Origin of the sequence: Pelagimonas sp. KU-00592-HH, assembly GCF_040369695.1 — a bacterium.
Lineage (GTDB): Bacteria > Pseudomonadota > Alphaproteobacteria > Rhodobacterales > Rhodobacteraceae > Shimia.
The window spans coordinates 496,108-508,611 of the sequence record NZ_BAABWM010000001.1 but is presented as its reverse complement, the minus strand read 5'-3'; the positions used below and the strand labels follow the sequence as shown (position 1 = coordinate 508,611).

At 59.8% G+C, this 12,504-nt stretch carries 9 protein-coding genes; 3 read left to right on the top strand and 6 right to left on the bottom strand.

Going from position 1 to position 12,504, the window contains the following annotated elements; all coding sequences use genetic code 11:
- Positions 1–41 precede the first annotated feature (41 nt).
- The 5 genes from ABWV42_RS02640 to pepN all read right to left on the bottom strand — a co-directional run bounded on the left by ABWV42_RS02640 (position 42) and on the right by pepN (position 6,615).
- Positions 42–527, bottom strand: a complete 486-nt coding sequence (locus ABWV42_RS02640; protein ID WP_353338779.1) for a thioesterase family protein — start codon at positions 525–527, stop codon at positions 42–44.
- A 117-nt stretch (positions 528–644) separates the two neighbouring features.
- Positions 645–2,159 (bottom strand): Asp-tRNA(Asn)/Glu-tRNA(Gln) amidotransferase subunit GatB, encoded by a 1,515-nt coding sequence (gene gatB / locus ABWV42_RS02635; protein WP_255105235.1) that lies wholly within the window; start codon positions 2,157–2,159, stop codon positions 645–647.
- A gap of 72 nt (positions 2,160–2,231) precedes the next feature.
- Positions 2,232–3,530 (bottom strand): hypothetical protein, encoded by a 1,299-nt coding sequence (locus ABWV42_RS02630; RefSeq protein WP_353338778.1) that lies wholly within the window; start codon positions 3,528–3,530, stop codon positions 2,232–2,234.
- Positions 3,531–3,637: 107 nt separating this feature from the next.
- Positions 3,638–4,069: a hypothetical protein gene (locus ABWV42_RS02625; protein ID WP_353338777.1), complete on the bottom strand. Its 432-nt coding sequence runs from the start codon at positions 4,067–4,069 to the stop codon at positions 3,638–3,640.
- Entirely contained in the window at positions 4,066–6,615 is a 2,550-nt protein-coding gene (gene pepN, locus ABWV42_RS02620; protein WP_353338776.1) for an aminopeptidase N, read from the bottom strand. Before pepN ends, ABWV42_RS02625 begins: the two co-directional genes overlap by 4 nt.
- A gap of 216 nt (positions 6,616–6,831) precedes the next feature.
- Here pepN and ABWV42_RS02615 point away from each other — a divergent pair, with 216 nt between their 5' ends.
- From ABWV42_RS02615 to ABWV42_RS02605, 3 genes are all read left to right on the top strand, one after another.
- The gene (locus tag ABWV42_RS02615) at positions 6,832–8,964 is read left to right on the top strand and encodes a malate synthase G (RefSeq protein ID WP_353338775.1); all 2,133 of its coding nucleotides are present in this window, start codon (positions 6,832–6,834) and stop codon (positions 8,962–8,964) included.
- A gap of 76 nt (positions 8,965–9,040) precedes the next feature.
- The gene (locus ABWV42_RS02610; RefSeq protein ID WP_353338774.1) at positions 9,041–9,466 is read left to right on the top strand and encodes a GlcG/HbpS family heme-binding protein; all 426 of its coding nucleotides are present in this window, start codon (positions 9,041–9,043) and stop codon (positions 9,464–9,466) included.
- A gap of 62 nt (positions 9,467–9,528) precedes the next feature.
- A complete protein-coding gene (locus ABWV42_RS02605; RefSeq protein WP_353338773.1) occupies positions 9,529–10,308 on the top strand; it encodes a gamma-glutamyl-gamma-aminobutyrate hydrolase family protein in 780 nt (259 codons plus the stop codon).
- Here the strand turns inward: ABWV42_RS02605 and ABWV42_RS02600 are convergent.
- Positions 10,284–12,425 (bottom strand): Hint domain-containing protein, encoded by a 2,142-nt coding sequence (locus tag ABWV42_RS02600; protein WP_353338772.1) that lies wholly within the window; start codon positions 12,423–12,425, stop codon positions 10,284–10,286. The genes ABWV42_RS02605 and ABWV42_RS02600 overlap by 25 nt on opposite strands.
- Positions 12,426–12,504 lie beyond the last annotated feature (79 nt).

Genomic DNA, 12,504 nt, shown 5'->3' with positions numbered 1-12,504 from the left:
GCAGGCGGAAGTGTGTCCGTCTGCATCCGAGTTTCGGTGGTTCACGTTGGTTTCTTGGGAATTCCCATTGGTCTTCCGACGCGGTCGGGCACGGGCAGGTCGGCATGTGCTTTCGCCAAAGCGCGCATGTTTTGCCGAATGTCTTCGGGCATGGGGGCGACTTTTGGGCCGCTCATGTCGATGTGCAGGCCAAGGCCCTCGCCGGTGGCGGAAATCCAACCGTCTTCGTGGATCAACTCCTGATAGAAGTGAAACCGTTTCTCATCGTGATCCAGAAGCTGGAACGAGGCCCGTACGCGGCTGCCAAGGTGCACCTCGCGGAGATAGCAAATGTGGAACTCCGCCGAGAAGGTGGTAAAGCCCCGTTTCTCGCGGTACCCGGCACCAAATCCCAGACGCTCCCAGATCTGATCGACACCACGGTCAAACAGCACGCTGTAATAGGCCATGTTGAGGTGGCCGTTATAGTCGATCCAATCTTGTTCGAGCTCCATGAAGTCAGAGAGGAAGGGGGCGTCGAATTGCATGAGAAGCCTGCTTTGGTTGATCTCTTGCCGTCACGTTAGGGAGAAACCGGGGACGGCGCAAAAAAATATCGCGCCGGTGGGGCACCGACGCGACGTGACTTTTCTTGGGGCGTGAAATCAGGTGTTCAGCTTTTGGGCGACCAGCTGGTTTACAGCCTTCGGGTTGGCCTTGCCGCCGGTGGCTTTCATGACCTGACCCACGAACCAGCCCGCGAGCTTGGGGTTCACCTTGGCTTTTTCGACCTGCGCCGGGTTGGCGGCGATGATCTCGTCCAGCGCCGCTTCGATGGCGCCGGTGTCGGTCACCTGCTTCATGCCACGCTCTTCGACGATCTGCTCGGGGTCGCCGCCTTCGGTGTAGACGATTTCGAACAGGTCCTTGCCGATTTTGCCCGAGATGGCATCCGACTTGATCAGCTTGATGATACCGGCCAACTGAACGGGCGACACCGGGCTTTCGGTGATGTCGTGGTCTTCGCGCTTGAGGCGGCCGAACAGTTCGTTGATGACCCAGTTGGCAGCCTGCTTGCCGTCACCTGCTTCGCTGGCAACCGCTTCGAAATAGACGGCGTTTTCGGCTTCGGCGGTCAGAACCGAGGCGTCATAATCGCTCAGGCCGAAATCTTCGAGGAAGCGGGCCTTCTTGGCGTCGGGCAGTTCCGGCAGGTTGGCGGCGATGTCGTCGACCCAGCCTTGCTCGATCTCGAGCGGCAGAAGGTCGGGATCGGGGAAGTAGCGATAGTCGTGGGCTTCTTCCTTGGAGCGCATCGAACGGGTTTCGTTCTTGTCCGGATCGTAGAGGCGGGTTTCCTGTTCGACTTCACCACCGGCTTCGACGATTTTGATCTGGCGCTCGGCCTCAATCATGATCGCCTGCTGGATAAAGCGCATGGAGTTCATGTTCTTGATCTCGCAGCGGGTGCCGAGATGGCCGAAGTCACCGGTTTCGCGGTATTTCTCGTAGGCGCCGGGCGAGCAGATCGAGACGTTGACGTCTGCGCGCAGGTTGCCGTTTTGCATGTTGCCGTCACAGGTGCCGAGGTAGCGCATGATCTGGCGCAGCTTGGCGATATAGGCGGCGGCTTCTTCCGGTCCTCGGATGTCAGGGCGGGACACGATTTCCATCAGCGCAACGCCGGTCCGGTTGAGATCGACGAAAGACATATGCGGGTCCATGTCGTGGATCGACTTGCCCGCGTCCTGCTCAAGGTGGATGCGCTCGACGCGCACGTTGCGTGCGGTGCCGTCGCCCATTTCGACCAGCACTTCGCCTTCGCCCACGATCGGGTGATAGAGCTGCGAAATCTGGTAGCCCTGCGGAAGGTCGGGGTAGAAATAGTTCTTGCGGTCGAAAGCGGAGAACAGGTTGATGTCCGCCTTGAGGCCAAGACCCGTGCGCACAGCCTGTGCGACGCATTCCTCGTTGATGACCGGAAGCATGCCGGGCATGCCCGCGTCAACGAAGGCCACGTTCGAGTTCGGCTCGGCGCCGAACTTGGTGGATGCACCCGAGAACAGCTTGGCATTCGAGCTGACCTGCGCGTGGACCTCCATACCGATGACCAGTTCCCAGTCCTGCTTGGCGCCAGCGACGATCTTGGGCTTGGGGGATTCATATGTCAGGTCGAGCATGCCAGACTCCTTTGAACGCAATTGGATCGCGTTCTAGGGCAGAGCTTGGACAGGAGCAAGAGGGCAGGCGGCTCAGGAGTTGCTTTGGGTGATGCCATCCGGGCCAAAAGTGACCGTGTGCCCTTCCTGAAGGCGCTTGAGGAAGGGCATGGCCACGGCCTTGAGGGCGGTTTGGCGACCCTTGTCGGCGAGACGCTCTTCCGAAATGATCCGCGCGGTGTTTTCGAAGCCGATTTCCGCGTGGCCCCAGATGAGCGGATGCACCTCACGCAGGTGATGCGTGATGATGTCTTCGAACCCCTGTCGCAGGTTGGCCGCGATCTCGGGGTTTTGGCCCGTTTCGTTGTAGCGCGAGCGCGCGATCTGCCAGCTTTGATAGAGGTGGGCCGCAAGCAGGTTGGCAACGTGCTGGTCCTGACGGCGGGCGAGGATGTCGCGCACACCATCGAGGAAGTAGTCCATCTCGATCATGTCAAAGCCGTCGGGATCGACCAATACGGCATCGAACCAGACCCAGGTATAGGCGCCAGCGCCCCAGTCTTCGTAGGTGCGGGCTGCCGTGCGGCGGGCTTCGAGATCGAGGGCCTGAAAATCTCCGTACCAGCGCGGCAGGAGGTAGTTGCCAAGCGCCCGCATGTGGCGCGGGTTCATCGGATCAAGGTCAATCAGACGTTCGAACTCGCGCGAAAGGTACAGCGCGGGGTTGGTCTGACCGGGTAACAGGGCACAGCGGGCGGCAGACAGGGCAGGTGATCCCTGTGCTTCCGGGCTGAAACTGTCGAGGATGGTCTGGGCGCGTTCGAAATGCGCCTCAAACGCTTCGCGATTTATCGGGTGAATGTCTTCATTGGATTTCGCACCACGCCATGCCCAGCCAATATCGATGTGCATATGAGCAACAACGAGGGCCAGCGGATAGCAGTCGGGATGGTCTTCAAGAACGGACTCGAGGGCCTCTACGCCATGAAAGAATTGTGAGTCATTGGCGGGGCGGCCATGCAGAAGCGAGTGTTCGGCGGCGCGCACCACATCCGAGCGCGCACCATAAGCCAGCAGTTCGGCAATCGCGAGGCCGGCCTGCGTTGTATCGCGGCACTGGTCAGCGTCATAAATCCGGTTGGCCAATTCGCCCCATTCCTCCTGACGGGCGCAGCGTAGGCCAAGCTCTTGCGCAATAACGCCTTCCTTCTGGTCCTTGGGTGCCGAAATCACGGGAATATGCAGTTGTCCGAGCATCTTACGGTAGGTCACGTTGCCGGGGGCAAGGGCGGGGCCGGGTACGGAAACTTCAGGGGGCTTGCGCGAAAATGCACGCAATGAGGGCGACAGCAGGTCGGCAATCTTGGACGTTGGTTTAGAAAACAGTGACATTCGGGTTCAGGCTCCATCCGTTGCGATACAACTTGACGGAGCATTCAGGCCGAAACATGGCACCTTGTGGGAATGTTGCTGGCGATTTTGGCGTGCAAATGGCGCAGTCAGATCACCCTGAAATGGTGTCTCTCTACCTTGATGCCACGTGCTTTCATCGCCTCTTCAAGGATTTGATGCGGGGGCGTCGCATTCTGGGGGATGCGTTGTTTGCGCTTGCCCGCAAGGATCAGGGTCACGCGCACCGAGAAATCCCAGCGGGTATCGAAACGGGCCTTTTCGATATGGGAGAGACCGACTTCTGCATCCTGGCCCGGTGCCTGCCACAGGATGGCCGTGTCATTCAGTTCGAACCGCGTGGTGGGGTTCTTCACCAGATCCCAGATCGCCGGAAGGATCGGAAGCGCAAATAGAACCAGAAGCCAGGGCAGTGTCCCGACCGAATAGAGACCGGCGAGGATCGCAAGGGCGAAGAGAACGGCAATCCAGGTGCGGGGCGTGCGGCCTGACGAAGTGTGGACAAGGGGAGGCTTGGTCATCCCAGAATCCGCGTGATCATTTCGTTTGTGTCGCGGCTGAGGTTCGGCGTTGCGAGAATGCGCTCCAGCTCTGTCTTGATCCGCGACTGGCGCGTCTCGTCATAGCGCCGCCACGTCTGGAACGCGGAGCACATGCGTGCGGTTGTCTGGGGGTTCAGCGGGTCGAGTTTGATCAGCCAGTCGGCCAGCAGGGTATAGGCCGCGCCGTTGTCGTGATGGAACCCTGCGTGCTGCATCTGCATCGCGCCCATGACGGCGCGGAACCGGTTGGGGTTCTTCATGTCGAAATCGGGATGCGCGGTCAGGGCGCGGGTTGTGGCGGCCACGGCCTCGGGTTTGGCCTGAATGATCTGCAAGCTGAACCATTTGTCCATGACAAGGCGGTCGTGCTTCCACTGGGTTTCGAAAGCGACCAGTTCGTCCTGGCCCTTGCCGGCGTCCAGAAGGGCGCTGAGGGCGGCGAGTTGCAGGGTCATGTTGTCTGCGGCCGCATACTGTTTCGCCGCCGCCGCGCCACCATCCAAACGGGTCAGGAGAGAGAGGGCGGCGTTGCCAAGGGCGCGTTTGCCGGATTGTTCGGCGTCCGGCGCGAACGGCGCGGTCACGGTGTTGTCGCTATAGAGATCGGGCAGAATGTCAGCCAGCGCAGACGCCTTGGCGTCGCGTAGGGCTTCGCTTGCGAGGTGGATTTTGGCCGGGTCAGGGGTGACGCCCTGTTCATGCAGAAGCGCGGCCAGTTCCGATTGCGTCGGCTGCCCAAGCATCAAGGCGCGGTAGGAGGCGTCAAGGTTGGCATCGCGCACGACGGCCTTGAGGCCTTCAAGGTAGGCCGGATTCGGGGCTGCGTCGTTGATGATGGCATTCAAGAGTGAGTCGCGCGCCAGCATCCGGCCCGCTTCCCAGCGGTTGAACGGATCGGTGTCATGCGCCAGCAGGAAGGCGCGGCGGTCATTGTCGATATCCTGCTCGAGCGTAACGGGAGCCGAGAAGCCGCGCAGGACCGAGGGGATCGGGCGGGTTGCGTGGCCGGTAAACGCAAAGCTCTGCTCTGCCTTGTCCAGTTCCAGCACGCGGGTTTCCATCACTTCGTCGCCATTGGGGTTCAGAAGACCGACGGCAACGGGGATGACTTGTGGGTGTTTCTCTTCCTGCCCCGGAGTGGGGGCAGAAGTCTGCGTCAAATGCAGGGTGAAAGTGTCCCCTTCATATTCCTCGCGAACAGCAACCCGTGGCGTGCCGGACTGTGAATACCACAGTTTGAATTGCGTCAGGTCGCGCCCGGTGGCGTCCTCAAATACTTTCAGCCAGTTTTCGATGGTTGCGGCGTCACCGTCGTGGCGGTCGAAATAGAGGTCGAGGGCCTTGGCATAGTCTTCGTCACCGACAAGCGTTTTCAGCATACCGATGACTTCGGCACCCTTCTCATAAACAGTCGCCGTGTAGAAATTGTTGATTTCCTGAAAGCTCTCCGGGCGTACGGGGTGGGAAAGCGGCCCTTGATCCTCGGGGAACTGACGGCCACGCAGGGCCAGCACGTTGTCGATGCGCGCCACCGGGGCTGAGCGCATGTCAGCGGTGAACTGCTGGTCGCGGAAAACGGTCAGGCCTTCTTTCAGGCAGAGCTGGAACCAGTCGCGGCAGGTAATTCGGTTACCGGTCCAGTTGTGGAAATACTCGTGGGCGATGATGGCTTCGATGCGCTCAAAGTTGGCATCGGTCGAGGTTTCGGGTGAAGCCAGAACGCAGGACGAGTTGAAGATGTTCAGCCCCTTGTTTTCCATCGCGCCCATGTTGAAATCGTCAACCGCAACGATGTTGAAGATGTCGAGGTCGTATTCACGGCCGTAAGTGTCTTCATCCCACTTCATGGATTTCTTGAGGGCTTCCATTCCGAAGGCACATTTGTGCTCGTCTCCGGGGCGGACATAGATGTTGAGCGCGACGGCGTTGCCCGACTTGGTCGTGAAGCTGTCGGGATGCGCGACAAGATCTCCGGCCACAAGGGCAAACAGGTAGGCGGGTTTGGGCCACGGATCGGACCACTCGGCAAAACCCTTGCCGCTGGCACCGGGATTGCCGTTGGACAACAGAACAGGTTCTTCGCCTTCGATACGCACGTTGAACGTGGCCATGACGTCGGGGCGGTCGGGGTAGAAGGTGATCTTTCGGAACCCTTCCGCCTCGCATTGGGTGCAGTACATGCCATTTGACATGTAAAGACCTTCGAGGGCGGTATTGGCTTCGGGGTTGATCTCGACTTCGGCCTCCCATGTGAATGGGGCGTCAGGGGCGGTGACTTCGATGCCGCCTTCGACCTTCATGGGCGAAACCTCGGTGCCGTCAATCTTTGCCGAAATCAGCTCAAGTTGTTCACCATGCAGGAAAAAACGCCTGTCATTGGCATCCGGGTTCGGGCGGAAACGGATGGTGCTGAGGACGCGGGTCTTGGTGGGATGCAGGCGGAAGACCAGATCGACGCTGTCGATCAGATACCCGAAGGGGGTGTAATCCTTGAGATAGATCGTCTGAGGGGCCGCATCGCGCATCGGGAACTCCTGAGTTGTGGTTGCGTTGAAACCTAATGGAATAGAGCGCGGCTTCAAGCGGCGAAAATCGGCTGTTTTGAATTCAAGGAGAGTGTTTGATATTCGCTTGAAAATTTTGAAGGTAACTTTGGTAAGAAAAAATAACCAATTTTGTTGCCTATAGGAAACTTCTGTTCTACATCGGATCGCGAGAGAGTGGAGTTGGAAGGGATAGTCATGTCCGAACGTATCGAGAAACATGGGCTCAGGGTCGATCCGGCCCTTGTGGCTTTCATCGAAGAACGTGCTTTGCCGGGGACCGGCGTATCGGCTGATGCTTACTGGTCGGGCCTGAGCGCACTGGCGCACGAACTGGGGCCGGAAAATCGCAGGTTTCTGGCGGTGCGGGAAGAGGTGCAGCAGAAACTTGATGCCTGGCACATGGCCCGCAAGGGGGCAGAGCATGATGCCGAGGAATACAAGGCGTTTCTGAAGGAAATTGGCTATCTGGTCGAAGAAGGCGCGGACTTCGAGATCGAAACCGCCAATGTCGATCCCGAGATTGCCAAGGTTCCCGGGCCGCAGCTTGTGGTGCCGATCACTAATGCCCGCTTTGCACTGAATGCTGCGAATGCGCGCTGGGGATCGCTTTATGATGCGCTTTACGGCACCGACGCGCTGGGCGACCTGCCGACCGGAAAGGGCTATGACGCAGACCGTGGTGCGCGGGTGATCGCATGGGCCAAAGGGTTCCTGGATGATGCGATTCCGCTTGCCTCGGGCTCGTGGAAAGATGTGTCGGGCATCTCGGTTGAAGGGGGTGTTCTGGCACCGGCGTTGAAGTCGGTTGACCAATTTGCGGGTTACGTTGGCGACGCGGCGGCACCAACGCGTGTTCTTTTGAAGAACAAGGGTCTGCATGTCATCCTTGAAATCGACGCCAGTGGTGCGATTGGTGCGACCGATCCCGCAGGCATCAATGATGTGACATTGGAATCTGCCCTGTCGACCATCATGGATTGCGAAGACTCGGTTGCCTGTGTTGATGCCGAAGACAAGGTCGTGGCCTATGGTAATTGGCTTGGCCTTATGAAAGGCGACCTTTCGGAAGAGGTTTCCAAGGGCGGCAAGACCTTTATCCGCGTTCTGAATGATGACGTTGCCTACATTACGCCGGAAGGTGAGGAGAAATCGTTAAAGGGGCGTTCCCTGATGCTGGTGCGCAATGTGGGGCACCTCATGACGAACCCTGCTGCGCTTGATCGCGAGGGTAACGAAATCGGCGAAGGGCTCATGGATGCCCTGACCACCGTGATGATCGCGATGCACGATTTGCAGCGCGACAGCGGGAACTCGGTGCATGGCTCGGTCTATGTCGTGAAGCCGAAGATGCACGGGCCGGAGGAAGTGGGTTTTACCGATCGCATCTTTGACAAGGTTGAAGACATCCTTGGCCTGCCGCGCCACACCGTGAAGATCGGCATTATGGATGAGGAACGCCGCACCAGTGCCAACCTGAAAGAGTGCATTCGCGCCGCAAAGCATCGCGTTGCCTTTATCAACACCGGTTTCCTTGACCGGACGGGCGACGAAATCCATTCCTCGATGGAAGCCGGTGCTTTCCTGCGCAAGGGTGCGATGAAAACCACGCCCTGGATCCTGTCTTACGAGGATCGCAACGTGGACATCGGTCTGGCCTGTGGTCTGCAGGGCAAGGCGCAGATCGGCAAGGGCATGTGGGCAATGCCCGACATGATGGGCGCAATGCTGGAACAGAAGGTCGGCCACCCGAAATCCGGTGCGAACTGTGCTTGGGTGCCTTCGCCGACGGCAGCGACGCTTCACGCGACGCACTACCATGCGATTGATGTTCTGGCCCGTCAGGACGAGATCAAGGCCGGTGGTGCACGTGGGACGCTGGATGATCTGCTGACCATTCCGGTCATGAGCGGTGAAAACCTGAGCGACGCCGAGATCCAGGAAGAGATCGAGAACAACGCCCAGGGTATCCTTGGATACGTGGTGCGCTGGGTCGATCAGGGTGTTGGCTGTTCCAAGGTGCCGGATATCCATGACGTGGGCCTTATGGAGGACCGCGCGACCTGCCGGATTTCTTCGCAGGCGCTGGCGAACTGGCTGCATCACGGTGTGGTCAGCGAGGCGCAGGTCATGGAGGCCATGCAGAAGATGGCCGGTGTCGTGGACCGTCAGAATGCCAGTGATCCCCTGTATCGTGCGATGGCGCCGGGCTTTGATGGCGTGGCGTTCCAGGCGGCCTGCGACCTCGTGTTCCGTGGGCGGGTTCAGCCCTCGGGGTATACCGAACCGGTACTGCACGCGCGCCGCCTTGAGCTGAAGGCCAGCTTGTAACGCAAAAAATCACAAAGGAGGGTGCGTGCCCTCCTTTTCAACATGTTCAAATCTCCGTTGAAGGGACACAAATCTCATGGCCATCTCACTCCGTAAGGCCCGGACAATCATTCGTAAGGCGCTTGAAAAAGGGCGCGAACTGGAACTGAAACCGCTTTCGGTTGTCGTGCTGGATGCCGGTGGAAACGTACAGGCGTTCGAGCGTGAGGATGGGGCAGCTCCCGGGCGTTTCGCGATTGCGCACGGCAAGGCCTATGGCTCGGTCATGCTGGGGATGGCGGGCACGGCGCAGATGGCGCGTGCGGAAGGCCAGGCCTATTTCATGGCAGCGGTTAACGGCGTTTACGGCGGTCAGGTGATCCCTGTGCCTGGTGGCGTTCTTGTCCGTGACAAGAAAGGCGAGGTAATCGGAGCGGTTGGGGTGACCGGTGACACCTCGGACAATGACGCGATTGCCGCTCTTGCAGGCATCGAGGCGGCAGGGCTGACCGGCGAGGCCTGATCCCCTTTGCCATTCCGGCGGGGCGTGCTTATGTTGAGAGCGACTAAAGGCGCGAGGACACCATGACACGGCCCGTCGTAGGGATTATCGGCAACCAGTATCTTATCAATGACCAGTACCCGGCGCATGCCGGAGGCACCATGAATTCCGAAGCGATTTCAGGGGTGTCTGGCTGTATGCCGATTTTGGTTCCGGCTGATCCACGTTTTGTTTCCGTAGATGAACTGCTGAACATCTGTGACGGTTTCCTGCTGACCGGGGGGCGTCCGAACGTGCACCCCGAACATTACGGCGAGGTGGCGACAGATGCGCATGGCGAATTCGACCGTGCGCGCGATGCCATCACCCTGCCGCTAGTGCGGGCCTGCGTTGAGAGCGGGCAACCGTTTTTCGGGATTTGCCGTGGCTTTCAGGAAGTGAACGTCGCCATGGGGGGATCGCTTTATCCGGAAATCCGCGATCTGCCGGGGCGTGACAATCACCGGATGCCGCCCGATGGCACGCTGGAAGAAAAATTTGCGCTGCGCCACGTGGTGACCTTCTCGGAAGGTGGGGTGTTCCACGAGTTGATGGGGTCGCAGAAGGTGATGACCAATACCCTGCACGGGCAGGGGATCAAGCGGGCTGGTACCCGTGTTGAAGTGGACGGTCATGCGCCGGATGGCACGCCGGAGGCAATCTATATCAAGGATGCGCCGGGCTTTACCTTGTCGGTGCAGTGGCATCCGGAATGGGATGCCGCCAACGATCCGGTGTCTCGCCCCCTGTTTGAGGCGTTTGGATCAGCAGTGCGCGCTTGGGCCGAAGAACGGCGGCCTCAGAAGGTATTGCGCAGCGCCTGACCTGTGTCGGGTTGTTGCGGGGCATTTGCGGGAAACAGCAGGCGGGCCTCGTGCGCCTTGAGACAGGTCCGCGCGGTCGGGCCATAGGCCGAAACATCCCCACGCAACTCTGGAAACGCCGAGAACATGGCGTCGCGTGTCGCGGGCCCCATGCCTGACAGCGCATAGTCGGCAGCATGGAAGCTTTCGGTAGCGACGCCCTCGGCATAGACGATCTGGTGCCGGTCGAACATCATGTGGATATAGGTCACCTTGGGGCAGGGCAGTTGCATCACGCTGTGGTCGTTGATCATGTGCTTGGCGGCAACCAGAACCTCTTGTTCTGCAAACAGAAGATCCGCGTGCCAGTCGTCGACGAGGAAGCGGTGTTGCGGCGAGACGATCAGCGGGCGATTGGCGCCTTCAAGGGCATCCTGGCCAAGGTAGATCGGGGCAAAGGCGCCCTGGCCTTCGACGGTGGTGGCCCCGATCCAGCGGATCGGTTGCAGTCCGTCGTCGCGGGTCAGGACAAGGTCGCCTGCCTGTAGGCTTTCGATCGGGCGTTCGCCTTTCGCCGTCAGGATGCGGGTGCCGGGGGTGAAACAGACGACAGACTTGAGGTTTTCATCGAAGATATTCTCGATTTCCGAGAAGGTGACGACGGTTCCGTCATTGAGCTGGATGGTGCCGCTGTAGCCGCCTGCAACGCTGTCTTCGGATGTGATGACGAGGGTGCTGACGTCTGCGATGTCGCCGAGGTATAGGAGATCGCCGCCGGTTTCGTCGCCTTCGCCGCCGGTGATGGAGATCCCGTCGGTGTTGCCTTCGCCAAGGTCCAGAAGCAGGAAGACGTCATCACCGTCGCCCCCCTCGACCGTGTCGCCGTGGCTGACTTCGAAACGGTCATCCCCGGCGCCGCCATAGGCCTGATCCGCACCTGTGCCGCCGACCAGCGTGTCGTCGCCGTCCTGACCATGCAGGATGTCGTCGCCTTCGCCGCCGTCGATAGAGTCATTACCGTTGCCGATTTCGACCATCGTGGTGAAGTGGACGTCACTGACCCAGAGGGCCTGGCCGGAGGAACCGCCGTTTTCATAGATGATTTCGATCGAGGACACAGGACCCGCGATTTCGATCAGGGCGGAACCGTTGGCGCTTGAGCTGCTGTCCGAGGAGGCCCCTGCGGTTATGGTGTTGCCGGACAGGGTTTCGTTGCCGTCCAGCGAAATGGTGACAGGGACGGGGTTTCCCTCGGCGTCAAAGGCGTTGACGGTGACGATGTCCTGCCAGCCGGATTGGTCGATGTCGTTGATCCGGAAGGAAACGTCCTGAACCGAGTCGCTGATGCCATCGGTGTTCGAGGAAAAGTCGATGTTTGTCGTCGAGGTGGTGCCAACGCCCGATCCGGTCAGGCTGAGGTTTGAGTTGGCGTCGAAGGGTTCGCCGGTCTCGGTATAGACAGTGTCGGTGCTTTCGACCGTGATACCAGTGGTTTGCGCTGTGGTGTCAAAGCTGACGGCGACATCCATGTCGCCCGTGGTTTGCGTAAAGCCGCCGCTGAGGTCGCTCTCGTCGGCCCCTGCGGCATCCCAATTCAGGCTTTCCGCGGTGCCACTATCAAAGCCGTCGCCGTAGAGAACGTCATCCCCGCTGCCGCCGTTGATGACGTCGTTGCCTTCGTCGCCATAGACGGTGTCATTGCCCGCTCCGGAAGAGATCGTGTCGTCGCCATCCGCGGCGCGGATGCTGTCGCCAAGCCCGCCGGTACCTGATCCGGTGCCGCCGTCGACGCTGTCTCCGTCGGCGTCAGAGTAGGTGGCGTCGATGGTTTCGCTTGCGTCGGTGCCGTCGATCTCGCCGTCCGTGGTACTGAAGGTCGGAGCACTTGTGACCGAAGCACTGGTGATGGTGTCGACCGGGCCATAGTCGGGGACGAAATAGACGTTTCCGTTGGTCGCGAGGTAGTAGACGCCGGGCTCCGAGGTGTTGGTATAGGTGGTGCCGGCATAGGTGCCGGACCAGACCCAAGTGCCTGACCCCAGAACGCTATCGGTGGAAAAGGAAACCAGACCGCCGCCGATGGAATCGGTGGGGTCGAGGCTGCCGTTTTCCAATGTGACGAGATAACCGTTTGGCATCTTCGCTCGCGCTCCTTCGGGGGACGGGATCGTCCGATTGTTTCCAAATTGGTAACGGAGCGTTTTGGCGGAAAACGGA

Excerpts from the sequence above, each read along its gene's own strand:
- ABWV42_RS02625 (WP_353338777.1), bottom strand. The coding sequence starts at position 4,069 with ATGACCAAGCCTCCCCTTGTCCACACTTCGTCAGGCCGCACGCCCCGC.
- ABWV42_RS02640 (WP_353338779.1), bottom strand. The coding sequence starts at position 527 with ATGCAATTCGACGCCCCCTTCCTCTCTGACTTCATGGAGCTCGAACAA.
- ABWV42_RS02630 (WP_353338778.1), bottom strand. The coding sequence starts at position 3,530 with ATGTCACTGTTTTCTAAACCAACGTCCAAGATTGCCGACCTGCTGTCG.
- pepN (WP_353338776.1), bottom strand. The coding sequence starts at position 6,615 with ATGCGCGATGCGGCCCCTCAGACGATCTATCTCAAGGATTACACCCCC.
- ABWV42_RS02610 (WP_353338774.1), top strand. The coding sequence starts at position 9,041 with ATGGCCATCTCACTCCGTAAGGCCCGGACAATCATTCGTAAGGCGCTT.
- ABWV42_RS02605 (WP_353338773.1), top strand. The coding sequence starts at position 9,529 with ATGACACGGCCCGTCGTAGGGATTATCGGCAACCAGTATCTTATCAAT.
- ABWV42_RS02600 (WP_353338772.1), bottom strand. The coding sequence starts at position 12,425 with ATGCCAAACGGTTATCTCGTCACATTGGAAAACGGCAGCCTCGACCCC.
- gatB (WP_255105235.1), bottom strand. The coding sequence starts at position 2,159 with ATGCTCGACCTGACATATGAATCCCCCAAGCCCAAGATCGTCGCTGGC.
- ABWV42_RS02615 (WP_353338775.1), top strand. The coding sequence starts at position 6,832 with ATGTCCGAACGTATCGAGAAACATGGGCTCAGGGTCGATCCGGCCCTT.